Annotated in this window: 15 protein-coding genes; 14 read left to right on the top strand and 1 reads right to left on the bottom strand. The window is 70.5% G+C overall.

Translation table 11 applies throughout. From position 1 onward, the window contains the following. Positions 1–34: 34 nt before the first annotated feature. The 14 genes from E4N62_RS14400 to pgi all read left to right on the top strand — a co-directional run bounded on the left by E4N62_RS14400 (position 35) and on the right by pgi (position 18402). Complete coding sequence (locus E4N62_RS14400; RefSeq protein WP_230214536.1) at positions 35–2716, top strand: PAS domain S-box protein; 2682 nt, start codon at positions 35–37, stop codon at positions 2714–2716. Positions 2717–3025: 309 nt separating this feature from the next. After that, entirely contained in the window at positions 3026–3697 is a 672-nt protein-coding gene (locus E4N62_RS14395) for a response regulator transcription factor (RefSeq protein ID WP_230214534.1), read from the top strand. A 66-nt stretch (positions 3698–3763) separates the two neighbouring features. Beyond that, complete coding sequence (gene uvrC, locus E4N62_RS14390) at positions 3764–5827, top strand: excinuclease ABC subunit UvrC (RefSeq protein WP_230214531.1); 2064 nt, start codon at positions 3764–3766, stop codon at positions 5825–5827. Continuing rightward, complete coding sequence (rapZ, locus tag E4N62_RS14385; RefSeq protein WP_230214528.1) at positions 5824–6894, top strand: RNase adapter RapZ; 1071 nt, start codon at positions 5824–5826, stop codon at positions 6892–6894. Before uvrC ends, rapZ begins: the two co-directional genes overlap by 4 nt. Then, positions 6891–7961 carry a uridine diphosphate-N-acetylglucosamine-binding protein YvcK gene (gene yvcK, locus E4N62_RS14380; protein ID WP_230214526.1) on the top strand — a complete coding sequence of 357 codons (1071 nt, stop codon included), beginning with the start codon at positions 6891–6893 and terminating at the stop codon, positions 7959–7961. Before rapZ ends, yvcK begins: the two co-directional genes overlap by 4 nt. Next, positions 7952–8941, top strand: coding sequence for a DNA-binding protein WhiA (gene whiA, locus E4N62_RS14375; protein WP_184895496.1), 990 nt, complete (start codon positions 7952–7954; stop codon positions 8939–8941). The genes yvcK and whiA overlap by 10 nt, the downstream gene beginning before the upstream one ends. A gap of 180 nt (positions 8942–9121) precedes the next feature. Next, positions 9122–12076, top strand: a complete 2955-nt coding sequence (locus E4N62_RS14370) for a M14 family metallopeptidase (RefSeq protein WP_230214522.1) — start codon at positions 9122–9124, stop codon at positions 12074–12076. 269 nt (positions 12077–12345) lie between these two features. Further along, positions 12346–13356 carry a type I glyceraldehyde-3-phosphate dehydrogenase gene (gene gap, locus E4N62_RS14365; RefSeq protein ID WP_184895499.1) on the top strand — a complete coding sequence of 337 codons (1011 nt, stop codon included), beginning with the start codon at positions 12346–12348 and terminating at the stop codon, positions 13354–13356. A 136-nt stretch (positions 13357–13492) separates the two neighbouring features. Then, positions 13493–14704, top strand: a complete 1212-nt coding sequence (pgk, locus tag E4N62_RS14360; RefSeq protein ID WP_230214519.1) for a phosphoglycerate kinase — start codon at positions 13493–13495, stop codon at positions 14702–14704. Between the two features lie 6 nt (positions 14705–14710). Then, positions 14711–15487 carry a triose-phosphate isomerase gene (gene tpiA, locus E4N62_RS14355; RefSeq protein WP_230214515.1) on the top strand — a complete coding sequence of 259 codons (777 nt, stop codon included), beginning with the start codon at positions 14711–14713 and terminating at the stop codon, positions 15485–15487. A gap of 218 nt (positions 15488–15705) precedes the next feature. Beyond that, a complete protein-coding gene (secG, locus tag E4N62_RS14350; RefSeq protein ID WP_029181151.1) occupies positions 15706–15936 on the top strand; it encodes a preprotein translocase subunit SecG in 231 nt (76 codons plus the stop codon). A 227-nt stretch (positions 15937–16163) separates the two neighbouring features. Continuing rightward, positions 16164–16499, top strand: a complete 336-nt coding sequence (locus E4N62_RS14345) for an RNA polymerase-binding protein RbpA (RefSeq protein WP_003957010.1) — start codon at positions 16164–16166, stop codon at positions 16497–16499. A gap of 39 nt (positions 16500–16538) precedes the next feature. After that, a complete protein-coding gene (locus E4N62_RS47970) occupies positions 16539–16673 on the top strand; it encodes a hypothetical protein (protein ID WP_268269389.1) in 135 nt (44 codons plus the stop codon). Positions 16674–16746: 73 nt separating this feature from the next. Beyond that, complete coding sequence (gene pgi, locus E4N62_RS14340) at positions 16747–18402, top strand: glucose-6-phosphate isomerase (protein WP_230214512.1); 1656 nt, start codon at positions 16747–16749, stop codon at positions 18400–18402. Positions 18403–18467: 65 nt separating this feature from the next. Here pgi and fabG read toward each other — a convergent pair whose 3' ends face one another. After that, complete coding sequence (gene fabG, locus E4N62_RS14335; RefSeq protein ID WP_230214509.1) at positions 18468–19184, bottom strand: 3-oxoacyl-ACP reductase FabG; 717 nt, start codon at positions 19182–19184, stop codon at positions 18468–18470. Between the last annotated feature and the right edge of the window lie 39 nt (positions 19185–19223).

Genomic DNA, 19223 nt, shown 5'->3' with positions numbered 1-19223 from the left:
GTTCCTGGCCCGGCTGCGCGTCGGTCCCAAGCTGATGCTGCTCGTCATGCTGCCGGTCACCGTCCTGCTGGCCGTCACGGCGTTCGCCGCCGTCGTCCAGTGGCAGGAGGCGCGGACCCTGGGCGACTTCGACACCGCGATCGAGGTGTCCTTCGAGATCAGCGAGGCCGCCGACGCCGTCGCCCGCGAGCGGATCGTGGCCGTGGAAGCCCGGCTGAACGCCGAACCGGACACCCTGCGCGCGCGGGCCGAGGCCCAGCGGTTCACCGATCACGCGCTGCGACGGGCCTTCGAGGAGACCGTCGGCCGGACCCGGTCCGACGACGCCGGGATCCTCGACGCCGTACGCCGTCAACTGCACGCCGTGCGGGTCCAGACGGGCACCGGGTCGCTCCCGGCGCAGACCGTCGCCCAGCGGTACGAGGCCATCGAGAACAAGGTGCTCGACATCGTGGCCGACCTCGAAGCCGGGCGTCCCACCAGGGCCTCGGGCCGGGCGGCGGACGCCCACATCGCGATGCTGCGGGCCGTCGCCGCCGCCGAGAGCGAACGCGCGGAGCTCGCCATCCTCTTCCACGCGCCCGGCGAGGGACACGCCACCGCCGCCGCCGGCCGCTGGACCGAACTGGAGAAGGCCCAGCTCAGAGCGTTCCAGCAGACCGCGTCGGACACGCTGAAGGCCGAACTGCACACGGCGAAGTTCCGGGCCCCCGGACGCGCGGTCCGCATCGCCCGCGACCTGGTCGCCGACCCCGATCCCCAGCCCGTCGAATGGCCCTCCTACGACGACTGGCTCAGTGAGTCCGCGCAGTACACCGACGCCCTGCGCGGCATACGGGACCGGGCCGCCCGGGAACTCGACGACACCGCCCACCGGGACCTGCGCACCACCCGCGCCCGGACCTACACCGAACTGACGATCTGCGTCGTCGTCCTGGCCCTCGTCACCTTCCTCGCGCTGGCCCTGCGCCGCTCGATCACCCGCCCCCTCGGCCAGGTCTCCGAGGGTGCCCGGGCCCTGTCGGACGGCGACCTCTCGTACGACATCCGCTATACCGGACGCGACGAACTCGGCGACGTCGCCGACACGTTCCGCGAGCTGCGGGTGACCAGCGAGCGGCTGGCCGGCGAGATCCGGGCCATGAACACCGCGATCGACGCGGGCCGGCTCGGACACCGGGCCGACGTCGACTCCTTCGACGGCACCTGGGCCCAGCTGCTGGGCGGGATGAACGGCACCATGGCGTCCTTCGCCGCGGCCCACGGCCGGCGCCGCCGGGCCGAACGGGAACTGGAGGGCATCTTCAACCTCTCCTTGGACCTGCTCTGCATCAGCGGCGTCGACGGCTACTTCAAGCGCGTCAACCCGGCCTTCGAACGCACCCTGGGCTATCCGCTCCGGACCCTGACCTCCCGGCCGTTCCTCGACTTCGTCCACGAGGACGACCGCGACAGCACCCGGGCGGCCGTGGCGCTGCTGGCGAGCGGCGCCGAGGTCGCCGAGTTCGAGAACCGCTACCTCCGTGCCGACGGCAGCGAACGCTGGCTCCAGTGGAGCGCCCGGTCGGTGCCCGAGGAGGGCCTCATCTACGCCGCCGCCCGCGATGTGACGGAGAGCCGCCGGGCCGCGCTCGAACAGGCCGCGCTGCGCCGGGTCGCCACCGCGGTCGCGCGCGGCGTGCCGCCGTCCGACGTGTTCGCGACGGTCGCGGAGGAGGTCGCGTCGCTGCTGGGGACGGCGGCGGCCGTCATCCGCTACGAGCCCGACGGCAGCGTCAAGGTCCTCGGGATCGCGCACGCGCGCGTGGACGGCGGCGAGCCCGACTGTCTGACCCGCCGCGAGACGTCCGCCAGGACCATCGACGACGTCGCCAGGACCCGGCGCGCGGCCCGGTCGGAGACCTCCGTGGGCGCCCCCATCGTCGTCGACGGCCGGATCTGGGGTGTGGTCGTGGCGGCCTCGCTGATCGATCCGCTGCCCCGCGGTGCCGAGGCCCGGCTCGCCGACTTCACCGGACTGATCGCCACCGCGATCGCCAACGCCGACAGCCGCGACCAGCTGACCGCCTCACGCGCGCGCGTGGTGGCCGCCGGGGACGCCTCACGGCGCCGCATCGAGCGCGATCTGCACGACGGCGTCCAGCAGCGCCTGGTCTCCCTCCAACTGGAGCTGCGCATGACGGAGACCCTGGTGGACGACCCCTCCTCGGAACTCGCCCGGCGCCTGGACCAGCTGGCCAAGGGCCTGGACGACACCTTCCAGGACCTGCTCCAGGTGGCCCGGGGCATCCACCCCTCCGTCCTGTCCAAGGGCGGCCTGGGCCCCGCCCTGCGCGCCCTGGCCCGCCGCGCCGCCGTCCCCGTGGAACTCGACCTCGGCTTCACCCGCACCCGCTTCCCCGAACAGGTCGAGGTGGCCGCGTACTACGTCACCTCCGAGAGCCTCACCAACGCCGTCAAGCACGCGCGCGCGAGCGTGGTGACCGTGACGGCCGAGGAACGCCCGGGGGTGCTGGAGCTGCTCATCCGGGACGACGGCGTCGGGGGGGCCGAAGCCGGCAAGGGGTCGGGCCTGATCGGGCTCATCGACCGGGTGGAAGCGATCGGCGGCAGGTTGACGGTCACCAGCCCGCCCGGCGGCGGGACCACGCTGAACGTGCGGCTGCCGCTGACGCCGCCCGAGGAGGCCGCGACGACCGTCGCGACGCGCCCGTGACCGCCCGAAGCGTACGCGGTGAGGCCCGTTCTAAGGGGGGAGTCCGGGTCTCGGTACGGGCGTACGTTCCGGGCGGTCGAATCGGACGGCGGAGACGGCCGTCCGGCTCTACGGGCATGCGGATGTCTCGCCGTCTCTCGTCAGAGGCGCCGGTTTCCACCCGCGGCTGCGCTTCTTCGAGCATGGCGGCCAAACGTTCAGGTGTCTTCACGGCCCGCCCCCAACTAGGCTTCCGGCTAGCCGTAAGACCGAGTTCAGGCAGGCTGTCGGGACGAACGGGACAGGTCGGGCAAGGGGGAGACCGAGACCATGGAGGTCGATCAGCATCCGGTGCGCGGGCGGGTGGTGCTCGCGGACGACGACGTGCTCCTGCGGGAGGGCCTGGCGAGCCTCTGCGAGCGTGTGGGCTACGAGGTGGCCGGGCAGGCCGGCGACGCCGCCGGGCTCATGGACCTGGTGGAGAACGAGCTGCCGGACATCGCGATCGTCGACATCCGGATGCCGCCGACGCAGTCCACGGAAGGGCTGAAGGCCGCGCGGGAGATCCGGGAGAAGTATCCGTCGGTCGGGATCCTGGTGCTGTCGGCGTTCGTCGAGGTCGAGGACGCGCTGGAGCTGCTGGCCGGCGGCCGCAGCATCGGATACCTGCTCAAGAGCCGCATCACCGTCGTGGACGAGTTCCTGGAGACACTGGACCGGATCCGCCGCGGTGGGTCGGTGGTGGATCCGTCGCTGGTGCAGGAGCTGGTCGCCGCGCAGCGACGCGACGATCCGCTGTCGATGCTCAGCAACCGGGAGCGGGAGGTTCTCGGGCTGATGGCCGAGGGCCGGTCCAACGCCGGCATCGGCCGTCGGCTCTGGGTCACCGAGGGCACGGTCGAGAAGCATGTGCGGAGCATCCTGGGGAAGCTGAGGCTCCCCGAGGAGCCGGACGACCACCGCCGGGTGCTGGCCGTGCTGACCTTCCTGGAGACGCGCTAGGGGCCGGGATCGGTGCTTGTCCACAGGGCGCCCGGGTTGTCACTCCCCGCCAGTAGGGTGTGGAGCATGGCCGATCCCTCCAGCTACCGCCCCAGTCCGGGGCAGATCCCGGACTCCCCCGGGGTGTACAAGTTCCGTGACGAGCACCGCCGGGTGATCTACGTCGGGAAGGCGAAGAGCCTGCGCCAGCGCCTGGCCAACTACTTCCAGGACCTGGCCGGCCTCCATCCGCGTACCCGCTCGATGGTCACCACGGCCGCCTCCGTGGAGTGGACCGTGGTGTCCACGGAGGTCGAGGCGCTTCAGCTGGAGTACTCCTGGATCAAGGAGTTCGACCCCCGGTTCAACGTCAAGTACCGCGACGACAAGAGCTATCCGTACCTCGCGGTCACGATGAACGAGCAGTACCCGCGCGTGCAGGTGATGCGCGGTCACAAGAAGAAGGGCGTGCGGTACTTCGGGCCGTACGCGCACGCGTGGGCCATCCGGGACACCGTCGACCTGCTGCTGCGCGTCTTTCCCGTGCGCACCTGCTCGGCCGGGGTGTTCAAGAACGCGGCCCGCACCGGCCGCCCCTGTCTGCTCGGCTACATCGGCAAGTGCTCGGCCCCCTGCGTCGACCGGATCTCCGCCGAGGACCACCGCGAACTGGCCGACGAGTTCAGCGACTTCATGGCCGGCCGCACGGGCACCTACATCCGCCGCCTGGAGAAGCGGATGACGGACGCGGCCGAGGAGATGGAGTACGAGCGGGCCGCCCGGCTGCGCGACGACATCGAGGCCCTGAAGAAGGCCATGGAGAAGAACGCGGTCGTGCTCGCCGACGCGACCGACGCCGACCTGATCGCCCTCGCCGAGGACGAACTGGAGGCGGCCGTGCAGATCTTCCACGTCCGCGACGGACGGGTGCGCGGCCAGCGCGGCTGGGTCACCGACAAGGTCGAGGCCGTCACCACCGGTGACCTCGTCGAACACGCGCTCCAGCAGCTGTACGGCGAGGAGACCGGTGACTCCGTGCCGAAGGAGGTGCTGGTCCCGGCGCTGCCCGACCCCGTCGGACCGGTGCAGGAGTGGCTCACCGAGCGGCGCGGGGCCCAGGTGTCCCTGCGCATCCCGCAGCGCGGGGACAAGAAGGCGCTCATGGAGACCGTCGCCCGCAACGCCCAGCAGTCGCTCGTGCTGCACAAGACCAAGCGCGCCTCCGACCTGACCACCCGCTCCCGCGCCCTGGAGGAGATCGCCGAGGCCCTCGACCTGGACAGCGCCCCGCTGCGGATCGAGTGCTACGACATCTCCCACCTCCAGGGCGACGACGTCGTGGCCTCCATGGTCGTCTTCGAGGACGGGCTGGCCCGCAAGAGCGAGTACCGCCGCTTCCAGATCAAGGGCCGGGTCGGGGACACCCAGGTCTGGCACGGCCAGGGCCAGGACGACGTCCGCTCCATGCACGAGGTCATCGCCCGCCGCTTCCGGCGCTACCTCGCGGAGAAGGAGAAGACCGGCGAGTGGGTGGAGGAGGAGAACGCCTTCACCGAGGAGGACGGCCGCCCCAAGCGGTTCGCCTACCCGCCCCAGCTCGTCGTCGTCGACGGCGGACAGCCGCAGGTGGCCGCAGCCCGCCGGGCGCTCGACGAACTGGGCATCGACGACATCGCCGTCTGCGGCCTCGCCAAGCGCCTGGAGGAGGTCTGGGTGCCCGGCGAGGACGACCCGGTGGTCCTGCCCCGCACCAGCGAGGGCCTCTATCTGCTCCAGCGCGTCCGCGACGAGGCCCACCGCTTCGCCATCACCTACCAGCGGACCAAACGCGCCAAGCGTTTCCGGGCGAGCCCCTTGGACGACGTGCCCGGCCTCGGGGAGGCTCGCAAGCAGGCGCTGCTGAAGCACTTCGGCTCGCTGAAGAAGCTGCGTTCGGCGACGATCGAGCAGATCTGCGAGGTGCCCGGGATAGGGCGCAAGACGGCCGAGACGATCGCCGCGGCCCTCGCCCGGACGGCTCCGGCCGCCCCCGCCGTGAACACGGCGACCGGAGAGATCATGGAGGAAGAGGAGCCCGGTACGACGGCGGACCCCTCTGGGGATCCCGTGGCCGCGGGCACCCCGGACCGGCGGCGAGGGCAGGAGACATGACCGAGCACCACGAGCGCCCGGGACTCCCGGAACACGCAGAACCCCCGGAGCGCACAGAGCGTCCAGGACAACAGCACCACGAGCACACAGCGGAGCGCGGGGAGGCCCACAGCGCGGTGGGCGACGATGTCCCCCGGCACCCAGCGCCACAGGAAGACGGAGCACACGTGAGTACGGGCATCGAAACAGCCGGGGTCCCCGAGGCGGCCATCCCCGAGCTGGTCATCATCTCCGGCATGTCCGGCGCCGGACGGTCCACGGCCGCCAAGTGTCTGGAGGACCTCGGCTGGTTCGTCGTCGACAACCTGCCACCCGCGCTGATCCCCACCATGGTGGAGCTCGGCGCCCGCTCCCAGGGGAACGTGGCCCGGATCGCGGTCGTCGTCGACGTCCGTGGCCGCCGCTTCTTCGACAACCTCCGGGACTCCCTCGCCGACCTGGAGACCAAGCACGTCACCCGGCGGATCGTCTTCCTGGAGTCCTCCGACGACGCCCTGGTACGCCGCTTCGAGTCCGTGCGCCGCCCGCACCCCCTCCAGGGCGACGGCCGCATCACCGACGGCATCGCCGCCGAGCGGGAGCTGCTGCGCGAGCTGCGCGGCGACGCCGACCTGGTCATCGACACCTCCAGCCTGAACGTGCACGAGCTGCGCGCCAAGATGGACGCCCAGTTCGCCGGCGACGAGGAGCCCGAGCTGCGGGCCACCGTCATGTCCTTCGGCTTCAAGTACGGCCTCCCGGTCGACGCCGACCTGGTCGTGGACATGCGCTTCCTGCCCAACCCGCACTGGGTCCCCGAGCTGCGCCCGTACACCGGCCTCAACGAGGAGGTCTCCGCGTACGTCTTCAACCAGCCCGGCGCCAAGGAGTTCCTCGACCGCTACACCGAGCTGCTCCAGATGATCGCCGCCGGCTACCGCCGCGAGGGCAAGCGGTACGTGACCATCGCGGTCGGCTGCACCGGCGGCAAGCACCGCTCGGTCGCCACCTCCGAGAAGCTCGCCGCCCGCCTCGCCTCCCAGGGCGTCGAGACCGTGGTCGTGCACCGGGACATGGGGCGCGAGTGACCGGACGTGCTGCTCTGCGGTTGGGCAGACTGCGCCGCGTCACCCCCGACGGCTCGGCGGGCCGGCCCGCCGAGGCCCGCGGGGCCAAGCCGCGCCGCCGGGGCGCCCAGCCCAAGGTCGTCGCGCTCGGCGGCGGCATGGGCCTGTCGGCCTCGCTCGCGGCGCTGCGCCGGATCACCGGCGACCTCACCGCCGTCGTCACCGTGGCCGACGACGGCGGCTCCAGCGGACGCCTCCGGGACGAGCTGGGCGTCCTGCCTCCCGGCGATCTGCGCAAGGCGCTGGCCGCGCTCTGCGGCGACGACGACTGGGGCCAGACCTGGGCCCGCGTCATCCAGCACCGCTTCCAGTCCCAGGGCGACCTGCACGAGCACGCGGTCGGCAATCTGCTGATCGTCGCCCTGTGGGAGCAGCTCGGCGACCACGTCCAGGCCCTCGACCTGGTGGGCAGGCTGCTGGGCGCCCAAGGCCGCGTCCTGCCCATGTCGGCCGTACCGCTGGAGCTCCAGGCCCTGGTCAAGGGCCACGACCCCGCCCGCCCGGACGAGGTCGACACCGTGCGGGGGCAGGCGACCGTCGCGCTCACGCCCGGCGAGGTGCAGTCCGTGCACGTCGTGCCGCACGACCCGCCCGCCGTGCCGGAGGCCGTGGCGGCGGTCCGCGACGCCGACTGGGTGGTCCTCGGCCCCGGCTCCTGGTTCTCCTCGGTGATCCCGCACCTGCTCGTGCCCGAACTGCTCGACGCCCTCACCGAGACCAAGGCCCGGCTCGTGCTGTCGCTGAACCTCGCCCCGCAGCCGGGAGAAACCGATGGCTTCTCCCCGCAGCGTCATTTGGAGGTTTTGGCACGACACGCCCCTAAACTCGCCCTGGACGTGGTGCTGGCCGACGAGGCCGCCGTGCCCGACCGCGACTTGCTGACCGACGCCGCCAAACGGTTCGGCGCCGCGGTCGAGCTGGCGCCGGTGGCCCGGACCGACGGATCTCCGCGGCACGACCCGGAGCTGTTGGCCGCCGCGTACGACCGTATTTTTCGGATGCATGGAAGGATCGGCCCATGGCGATGACGGCAGCGGTGAAGGACGAGATCTCCCGGCTACCCGTCACCCGGACCTGCTGCAGAAAGGCGGAGGTCTCGGCGATCCTGCGGTTCGCGGGCGGGCTGCACCTGGTGAGCGGCCGCATCGTGATCGAGGCGGAGCTGGACACGGCGATGGCGGCCCGCCGCCTCAAGCGGGACATCGCGGAGATCTTCGGCCACGGCTCCGAACTGATCGTGATGGCGCCCGGCGGTCTGCGCCGCGGTTCCCGTTACGTCGTCCGGGTGGTCGCCGGCGGTGACCAGCTGGCCCGCCAGACCGGCCTGGTGGACGGCCGGGGCCGCCCGATCCGCGGTCTGCCGCCCCAGGTGGTCTCCGGCGCCACCTGCGACGCGGAGGCGGCCTGGCGCGGCGCCTTCCTGGCCCACGGCTCGCTCACCGAGCCCGGCCGCTCCTCCTCCCTGGAGGTGACCTGCCCGGGTCCGGAGGCCGCCCTCGCGCTGGTCGGCGCCGCCCGCCGGCTGTCGATCGGGGCCAAGGCCCGCGAGGTGCGGGGCGTGGACCGGGTCGTCGTACGGGACGGGGACGCCATCGGCGCGCTCCTGACCCGGCTCGGCGCCCACGAGTCGGTGCTGGCGTGGGAGGAGCGGCGAATGCGCCGCGAGGTCCGGGCCACCGCGAACCGGCTCGCCAACTTCGACGACGCCAACCTGCGCCGCTCGGCCCGTGCCGCTGTCGCCGCCGGTGCCCGGGTCGGCCGCGCCCTGGAGATCCTCGCCGACGACGTCCCCGAGCACCTCGCGGCCGCCGGACGGCTGCGCATGGAGCACAAGCAGGCCTCCCTGGAGGAGCTGGGCGCGCTCGCCGACCCGCCGCTGACCAAGGACGCCGTCGCGGGCCGGATCAGGCGGCTGCTCGCCATGGCCGACAAGCGCGCGTCGGACCTCGGCATCCCGGGGACCGAGGCAAGCATCACCGAGGAGATGGCCGAGAATCTCGTGGGCTGACACAACGCCCGGGGACCTCAACTCGCCGGTGCCGACGCTCACTTGGAGCTGTCGGCACCGGCTTCCGGCTTTTTGCGTGAACTCCGTGATTGGCCTGTGAGGCCTCCTTGACTTGGCCCAGATCTGACATGAGCCTGGCGTCTGTTCGCTGCTGGGGCGAACCACTGCAAGGGGGGGCTCATGAGACGAAGAGCGAGATCGATCCTCACTGCCGGCGCGCTCCTGCTGGGCGGTGGTGCGGGACTCGCACCGCTCGCTCAGGCGGCCGAGAACGACGGCTCGGACGCGGAAGAGATCAAGGTCTTCCGGGCCGAGGTGACGAAGAAGCAGGTACCGCTGCTGCTCGCGGCCGGGCAGGACGGTCACGAACTCAGCGAGCAGGCGCCGGAGAAGGGCACCGCCTCGGTCGAGGTCTACCTCACCGACAAGCAGGCGGACGCCCTGGAGGAGCAGGGCGTCGAGCTGACGGAACACCGCCTCACCAGCAAGGCCGAGGCGCGCGTCGAAGCCGCGGGCGACGGGGTCTACCGCCCCTACAGTGGCGCCGGCAACCTCAAGGAGGAGATCCTCCGGACGGGGCAGGAGCACCCCTCCCTGACCAAGGTGGTCTCCCTCGGCAAGTCCCTGCGGGGCCAGGACATCCTCGCGGTCAAACTGACCAGGAACGCGAAGAAGACCAAGGACGGCGCCAAGCCGTCGGTGTTGTACCTGTCCAACCAGCACGCCCGTGAGTGGATCACGCCGGAGATGACCCGGCGTCTGATGCACCACTACCTGGACAACTACAAGACGGACAAGCGGATCAAGAAGATCGTCGACTCAACCGAGCTGTGGTTCGTGATCTCCGCCAACCCGGACGGCTACGACTTCACCCACCAGGCCGACGGCAACCGCCAGTGGCGCAAGAACCTGCGGGACGTCAACGGCGACAACGCCATCACCGTCGGCGACGGCGTCGACCTCAACCGCAACTTCGCCTACAAGTGGGGCTACGACAACGAGGGTTCCTCCCCGTTCCCCACCAGCGAGACCTACCGCGGCGACGGCCCGAACTCGGAGCCCGAGACCAAGGTCCTGGACGCCTTCGAGAAGCGCATCGGCTTCGAGTACGGCATCAACTACCACTCGGCCGCCGAACTCATCCTCTACGGCGTCGGCTGGCAGGTGGCCAGCCCCAGCCCGGACGACGTGCTCTACAAGTCGCTGGCCGGCACCCCGGAGAAGCCGGCGATCCCCGGCTACCACCCCCAGCTCTCCTCCGAGCTGTACACGACGAACGGCGAGGCGAACGGCCACGCCTCCAACGTCAACGGCGCGGCGTTCTTCACCCCCGAGATGTCGACCTGTCAGACCGCGTCGAACATCGACCCGGACGACGCCTGGAAGCCCGAGGACTGCGCCTCGGTCTTCACGTTCCCGGACGACGAGAAGCTGATCCAGCAGGAGTTCGAGAAGAACATCCCGTTCGCGCTCTCCGTCGCCGAGTCCGCGGTCAAGCCCGACCAGCCGAAGTCCTCGGTCGGCATCGGCGCCCCCGACTTCACCCCGGCCGCCTTCACCACGTCGTACTCGCGCGGCGCCGACCAGACGATCTCCGTCGTCGCCCGCAGGTCCGTGCGCGACAAGGAGCTGAGGTACCGGATCAACGGCCGCGGTCCCACGTACGACCAGACGCTCAAGGCATGGAAGGGCGGCGAGACGTTCGGCGGCGCCGACAACCTCTACTTCGACGAGTACCGGGCCAAGGTTCAGGACGGCGAGCCGGGCGACAAGGTCGAGGTCTGGTTCACCGGTGAGACGAAGAGCGGCAAGCCCACGAAGAGCGAGCGCTTCACCTACACGATCGCCGAACGCCCCAAGGCCGACACGCTCGTCGTCGCCGAGGAGGGCGCGACCGCGACCCAGACGCAGGTCTATGTGGACGCGCTGAAGGCCAACGGCAAGAAGGCGCTCGTCTGGGACGTCGCGACCCAGGGCGCGCCCGACGCGCTCGGCGTACTGAAGCACTTCAAGCAGGTCGTGCACTACACGGGCGCCGTCCGGCCGGGCGTCGCCACCCAGCTCGCCCTGCGCGCCTACCTCAACGAGGGCGGCAAGCTGATCGAGGCGGGCGAGAGCGCCGGCGGCGCCGTCGACCTCGGCGGCGGCACCCTGTCGAACGATTTCAGCCAGTACTACCTGGGCGCCTACAGCCGTACCTCCCTGCCGAACGCCACCGCCTTCGCCGGTCTCGCGAAGCTCGACGGCTTCTCGGGAACCCTCGGCGACGCGCCCGGGAACCCGCTGAACACCGCCGGATCGTTCGGCGTCACCTCCGACGCGCTGCCCGTGGAGACGTTCCCGCAGTTCAAGAGCGCCGGCGCGGGCCAGTACCCCGGGACGGTCAGCCCGTACGGCCCGTACGAGGGCGCGTCCATGGCGGCGGCCACGCACACCGACTACGCCTGGAACCGGCTCACCCGCACCGTCGACCTCACCTCGGTCACCGCGGCGGACAAGCCGACCCTGCGCACCCAGCTGCTGTGGAGCACGGAGGAGGGTTACGACCACGCCCTCCTGGAGGCGCACACCGTCGGCGCGGACGACTGGACGACGCTGCCGGACACCGGCGGCGCCACCTCCACCGCCGTGCCCACCGAGTGCGAGGCCGGGTTCTTCGTCCAGGGTCACCCGGCGCTGAAGCGGTATCTGACCGTGGGCTCCGGGGGCTGCACGCCCAGCGGCACCAGTGGCGCCTGGAACAGCTTCACCGGGGCCTCGGACGGCTGGCAGCAGGTCGAGTTCGACCTGTCCGCGTACGCCGGCAAGAAGGTCGAGGTGTCGCTCAGCTATGTCACCGACCCCGGCAGCGGTGGTCGCGGTCTCCTCGCCGACAACGCCACCGTCGTCATCGGGGGCGCGCCCGGCGCGGTCGAGGGCTTCGAGACGTCGCTCGGCGCCTGGAGCACCCCCGGCCCGCCGGCGGGCAGCCCGGCCGTCGTGAAGGACTGGGGACTGTCGGGTGAACTGTTCAAGACCTTCGGCGCGGTCACCACGGACGACACGGTGCTGCTGGGCTTCGGTCTGGAGCAGGTCGTCTCGGCGGCCGACCGCAAGGCACTGCTCGGCAAGGCGCTGGCGGCGCTGAGGAACTGAGCGCCGACTGGGCCGAACGGCTGAGGAAGGACCTCGTGGGCGGCCCTCCGGACGTCTGAAATCAGATGATCGGGGGGCCGCTCAAAAGGTAATCACCTTGTAAAACCCGGGCGGTCCGTGCCCCTACCGGCGAGTACGGACCGCACCGGCATGTATAGGGCATCTCGATGTCACCCGACGGGTGTCGGGGAGGTAGGGTCGTAGGCGGTCGGGGACATCCCATACAGCTCGCCGGCACTGAGCCGGCGTACCAACGAGGAGATCGGTTCGTGACGATCCGCGTAGGCATCAACGGCTTTGGCCGCATCGGTCGTAACTACTTCCGCGCGCTGCTGGAGCAGGGTGCGGACATCGAGATCGTGGCTGTCAACGACCTGGGTGACACCGCGACCACCGCTCACCTGCTGAAGTACGACACCATCCTGGGCCGTCTCAAGGCCGAGGTGTCGAACACCGCCGACACGATCACCGTGGACGGCCACACCATCAAGGTCCTCTCCGAGCGCAACCCCGCGGACATCCCGTGGGGCGAGCTGGGCGTCGACATCGTCATCGAGTCCACCGGCATCTTCACGAAGAAGGCCGACGCCGCCAAGCACCTCGCCGGCGGCGCCAAGAAGGTCCTCATCTCGGCTCCGGCCAAGGACGAGGACATCACCATCGTGATGGGCGTCAACCAGGACAAGTACGACCCGGCGAACCACCACGTCATCTCCAACGCCTCCTGCACCACCAACTGTGTGGCGCCGATGGCCAAGGTCCTCGACGAGAACTTCGGCATCGTCAAGGGTCTGATGACGACGGTCCACGCCTACACCAACGACCAGCGCATCCTGGACTTCCCGCACTCGGACCTGCGTCGCGCCCGCGCCGCCGCCGAGAACATCATCCCGACCACCACGGGTGCCGCGAAGGCCACCGCGCTGGTCCTGCCGCAGCTCAAGGGCAAGCTCGACGGCATCGCGATGCGCGTCCCGGTCCCGACCGGCTCGGCCACCGACCTGGTCGTCACGCTGCAGCGCGAGGTCACCAAGGACGAGGTCAACGCCGCGTTCAAGAAGGCCTCCGAGGACGGCGACCTCAAGGGTTACCTGGCCTACACCGAGGATCCGATCGTCTCCTCGGACATCGTCAGCGACCCGGCCTCCTGCACCTTCGACTCCTCCCTGACCATGGTCCAGGAGGGCAACTCGGTGAAGATCCTCGGCTGGTACGACAACGAGTGGGGCTACTCCAACCGCCTCGTCGACCTCACGGTCTTCGTCGGCGGCCAGCTCTGATCGGCAGAGCGGGCACTTCCGTGTGAGAGCAGGGCTCGGGCGGCGCAAGGACGCGTCGTCCGAGCCCTGACTCACGTACACAAGCTGTTCCTCCTACGATCACGAGCACCACAAGTCCTCCTCGGGAGCCCTCTCCATGAAGACGATCGACGAGCTCCTCGCCGAGCCAGTCGCCGGCCGGCGGGTCTTCGTCCGCGCCGACCTCAACGTGCCGCTCGACGGCACCACCATCACCGACGACGGCCGGATCCGCGCCGTCCTGCCCACCGTGAAGGCACTCGCCGAGGCGGGCGCGCGCGTCGTCGTCGCCTCCCACCTGGGCCGCCCCAAGGGCGCCCCGGACCCGGCCTTCTCCCTCGCCCCGGCCGCCGCCCGCCTCGGTGAACTCCTCGGCGCCGACGTGGCGTTCGCGACCGACACGGTCGGCGAGTCCGCCACCGCCACGGTCGCCGGACTGACCGACGGTCAGGTCGCGGTCGTCGAGAATCTCCGCTTCAACGCCGGCGAGACGAGCAAGGACGACGCCGAGCGCGGCGCCTTCGCCGATCAGCTGGCCGCCCTCGCGGACGTCTACGTCGGCGACGGCTTCGGCGCGGTGCACCGGGGGCACGCCTCGGTCTTCGACCTCCCGGCCCGGCTGCCGCACTACGCCGGGTACCTCATCGCCACCGAGGTCGGCGTCCTGAGGAAGCTCACCGACGACGTCCAGCGGCCCTATGTGGTCGCCCTCGGCGGCGCCAAGGTCTCCGACAAGCTCGCCGTCATCGACCAACTGCTCGGCAAGGCCGACCGCATCCTCATCGGCGGCGGCATGGCCTACACCTTCCTCAAGGCCAAGGGATACGAGGTCGGCAGCTCGCTCCTGCAGGAGGACCAGCTCGACGCGGTCACCGAGTACCTGGAGCGGGCGAAGAAGACCGGCGTCGAGCTGGTCCTGCCCGTCGACGCCGTCGTCGCGCCCGCCTTCCCGGACCTGAAGAGCAAGGCCCCGGCCGACGCCACCTCGGTCGCCGCGGACGCCATGCCGACCGGACAGATGGGCCTGGACATCGGTCCGGAGTCCGCCACGCTGTACGCCTCGAAGATCGCCGACGCCGCCACCGTCTTCTGGAACGGCCCCATGGGCGTCTTCGAGCACCCCGATTTCGCCGAGGGCACCAAGGCCGTCGCCCAGGCTCTCCTCGACTCGGACGCCTTCACGGTCGTCGGAGGCGGCGACTCCGCCGCGGCCGTACGGATCCTGGGCTTCGACGAAAACGCATTCGGCCACATCTCTACCGGTGGCGGCGCCTCCCTCGAATACCTCGAGGGCAAGACGCTCCCCGGCCTCGCCGCACTGGAGGACTGACCCTCAATGAGCACGCGTACGCCCCTGATGGCGGGCAACTGGAAGATGAACCTCAACCACCTCGAGGCCATCGCGCACGTCCAGAAGCTCGCCTTCGCCCTCGCCGACAAGGACTACGAGGCCTGTGAGGTCGCGGTCCTGCCGCCCTTCACCGACCTGCGCTCGGTCCAGACCCTGGTCGACGGCGACAAGCTCAAGATCAAGTACGGCGCCCAGGACCTCTCGGCCCACGACTCCGGCGCCTACACCGGCGAGATCTCCGGCCCGATGCTGGCCAAGCTCAAGTGCGCGTTCGTCGCGGTCGGCCACTCCGAGCGCCGCCAGTACCACGACGAGACCGACGAGATCGTGGGCGCCAAGGTCAAGGCAGCCTTCAAGCACGGCCTCACCCCGATCCTGTGCGTCGGCGAGGAGTTGGAGGTCCGCGAGGCGGGCAACCACGTCTCCCACACCCTCGCCCAGGTCGAGGGCGGCCTGAAAGACGTCCCCGCCGAGCACGCCGAGACCGTCGTCATCGCCTACGAGCCCGTCTGGGCCATCGGCACCGGCAAGGTCTGCGGCGCCGCGGACGCCCAGGAGGTGTGCGCGGCCATTCGCGGCAAGCTCGCCGAGCTGTACGACCAGGAGCTCGCCGACAAGGTCCGCATCCAGTACGGCGGCTCCGTCAAGGCCGGGAACGTCGCCGAGATCATGGCCCAGGCCGACATCGACGGCGCCCTCGTCGGCGGTGCCTCGCTGGACGCCGACGAGTTCGTCAAGATCGTGCGCTTCCGCGACCAGTGAGTCGCCGGGGCGCGGCCGGTGTCGACGAGTCGAGCGCGCGGAGGCCCGAAGGGCTGAGCACGGTCGGCTCGTCGACACCGGATCGGAGCGCCCCGGCGGCGAACCGAAGACCAGCGAGTAGGCGGTAGCAGCGAGACGTCGTACTCTTGCGGGGACCGGCCGCCGCGGCCGGTCCCCGCAGTCCATCAGAATCCGAGGAAGTTGGTCCAGCCGTGGTTATGGGGTTCTCGATCGCCCTGATCGTCTTCAGCCTGCTGATGATGCTGCTGGTGCTGATGCACAAGGGCAAGGGCGGCGGCCTCTCCGACATGTTCGGTGGCGGTATGCAGTCCTCCGTCGGCGGCTCCTCGGTCGCCGAGCGCAACCTCGACCGGATCACCGTCGTGGTCGGTCTGCTCTGGTTCGCGTGCATTGTCGTACTCGGCATCCTGATGAAGGTCAACAACTGACCCTCAGGCCGCACCGGCGAACAACGCGTCACGGACGCACCATTCCGCACGTAAAGCCCCATGCCGGGTACGCGACTTCGAGCGCGGCCTATCATGGGGCTTGCGTCTGTGGGCGGGATGTAACTCCAATCACTGGACGCGCGTTGGGCCTTACGTAGACTGAGGCGCTCGCAGCGAAGCGAAACGCCGACTCGCTTCGCCGCACCATCACGCAGGGAGTTACGACCGTGGCAAGTGGCAACGCGATCCGAGGAAGCCGGGTCGGGGCGGGGCCGATGGGCGAAGCCGAGCGCGGCGAGTCCGCACCCCGGCTGCGCATCTCCTTCTGGTGCTCCAACGGACACGAGACCCAGCCGAGCTTCGCCAGCGACGCACAGGTCCCCGACACCTGGGACTGCCCGCGCTGCGGCTTCCCGGCCGGACAGGACCGGGACAACCCGCCGGACCCACCGCGCACCGAGCCCTACAAGACGCACCTCGCGTACGTCCGCGAGCGGCGCAGCGACGCGGACGGCGAAGCGATCCTCGCCGAGGCGCTCGCCAAACTGCGGGGCGAGATCTAGGCAGTACACCGGCCGGGCACCCAGGGTGCCCGGCCGGATGTGTTCGGGGCGGTCGACCTGCTCGCCGTCGCCTTCTTCGTCCTGTCCGTCGTCGCGCTGACACCGGTGCTCCAGGCGGACGTATCTGTTGTTGTGCCGTACGACCGGGGTACGACAGCTGGTGTTCCGTCGTGATCAATTAGGTTGGAACGGCAGCGGGGCAAGGTACGCAGGCAGGACCAGGTAGGAAAGAAGGCTGAAGTCCGAGATGAACGCAGAAAGCCGTACCAGGCTCAACCAGACGCCCGAGTGGACCGCGCTGGCCGAGCACCGGGAGCAGCAGGGCGACGTCCAGCTGCGTGAGCTGTTCGCGGCCGACCCGGGGCGCGGCGCCGGGTACACACTGGAGGTCGGCGATCTGCACGTCGACTACTCCAAGCATCTGGTCACCGACGAGACGCTGCGGCTGCTGCGCGAGCTGGCCGCCGCGACCGACGTGTTCGGGCTGCGGGACGCCATGTTCCGCGGCGAGAAGATCAACACCACCGAGGACCGTGCCGTCCTGCACGTCGCGCTGCGCGCCCCGCGCGACGCGGTGATCGAGGTCGACGGCGAGAACGTGGTGCCCGGTGTGCACGCCGTGCTCGACAAGATGGCCGGCTTCGCCGAGCGCATCCGCTCCGGTGAGTGGACCGGCCACACGGGCAGGCGCATCAAGAACGTCGTCAACATCGGGATCGGCGGCTCCGACCTCGGCCCGGCGATGGCGTACGAGGTACTGCGCTCCTGCACCGACCGCGATCTGACGGTCCGTTTCGTGTCCAACGTGGACGGGGCCGATCTGCACGAGGCGGTGCGGGACCTGGATGCCGCGGAGACGCTGTTCATCATCGCCTCCAAGACGTTCACCACGATCGAGACGATCACCAACGCGACCTCCGCGCGCGACTGGCTGCTCACCGAGCTGAAGGCCGGCCCCGAGGCCGTCGCCAAGCACTTCGTGGCGCTGTCGACGAACGCCCAGAAGGTGTCGGACTTCGGTATCGACACCGCCAACATGTTCGAGTTCTGGGACTGGGTCGGCGGCCGCTACTCCTTCGACTCGGCGATCGGCCTGTCCCTGATGATCGCGATCGGCCCGGACCGCTTCCGGGAGGTGCTCGACGGGTTCCACCTGGTCGACGAGCACTTCCGCACGGCACCCGCCGAGTCCAATGTGCCGCTGCTGCTGGGCCTGTTGGGGGTCTGGTACGGCAACTTCCACGACGCGCAGTCGCACGCGGTGCTGCCGTACAGCCACTACCTGTCCAAGTTCACGGCCTATCTGCAGCAGCTGGACATGGAGTCCAACGGCAAGTACGTGGGCCGGGACGGGCTTCCGGTGGAGTGGCAGACCGGGCCGGTGGTCTGGGGCACGCCCGGGACGAACGGGCAGCACGCGTACTACCAGTTGATCCACCAGGGCACCAAGCTGATCCCGGCGGACTTCATCGGCTTCGCCGAGCCGGTCGCCGAGCTGAGTGACCCGCTCAAGGCCCAGCACGACCTCCTGATGGCCAACTTCTTCGCGCAGACCCAGGCACTGGGCTTCGGCAAGACGCCGGACGAGGTGCGGGCGGAGGGCGTGCCGGAGGAGCTGGTGCCGCACAAGACGTTCAAGGGCAACCACCCGACGACCACGATCCTGGCCAAGGAGCTGACCCCGTCGGTCCTCGGTCAGCTCATCGCGCTGTACGAGCACAAGGTGTTCGTCCAGGGCGCCGTCTGGAACATCGACTCCTTCGACCAGTGGGGGGTCGAGCTGGGCAAGGTCCTCGCCAAGCGCGTCGAGCCGGCCCTCACGGAAGGCGCCGAGGTGCCGGGTCTGGACGAGTCCACGAAGGCCTTGGTCGCCAAGTACCGGGCGCTGCGCGGGCGGAGCTAGCGGGATGGGGGTGGGGAAACGGGCGGCCGCGCGTCGTCCGCTTCCCCACCCGGTTCCGGTGGGCCTCAGTGGCCCATGCCGGCGCCCCCGTCGACCGGGATCACGGCACCGCGTACGTATCCCGCGCCGGCCAGGAAGGCCACCGCCTCGGCGACCTCCTCCGGGGTGCCCAGGCGCCCGGCGGGGGTGGTGCTCAGCAGTGCGCGGCGCTGTTCCGGGGTGAGGGCGCGGCTCATGTCCGTGTCGGTGAGCCCCGGGGCGACGACGTTGCAGGTGATGTCCCGGGGACCGAGCTCCCGCGTGAGGGAGCGGGCGAAGCCGACGAGGCCGGCCTTCGCCGCCGCGTAGTTGGTCTGGCCCGGCGAGCCGTTCAGGGCGGCCGTGGACGAGATCAGCACGATCCGGCCGTGGCCCACGCGCAGCATGCCGCGCACCGCGCGCTGCGCGACCCGGAAGGCCCCGGTGAGGTCGGTGTCGACGACGGAGGTGAAGTCCTCCTCGGACATCCGCAGCAGCAGCCGGTCCCGGGCGGCGCCGGCGTTCGCGACCAGGACGGTGACCGGGCCGTGGGCCGTCTCGGCCTCCTTGAAGGCCTGGTCGATCAGGCCGCCGTCGGTCACGTCGCACCGTACGGAGAGGAAGCCCTCGGAGGCGGGCGGCGCCTCGTTGCGGTAGGTCACCGTCACCCGGTCTCCGGCCCCGGCGAAGCGGCGGGCTATGGCGAGTCCGATGCCTCTGTTGCCACCGGTGACGAAGACCGAGCGGGGGGTGGGCCGTGCCATGAGGTGCTCCGTTCTGTACGTGCGGGGCTCAGGTTCGTC

Source organism: Streptomyces sp. MNU76, assembly GCF_020982545.1.
GTDB lineage: Bacteria > Actinomycetota > Actinomycetes > Streptomycetales > Streptomycetaceae > Streptomyces.
The sequence above is the reverse complement of the archived record's forward strand: the minus strand, read 5'-3'. Positions and strand labels throughout refer to the sequence as shown.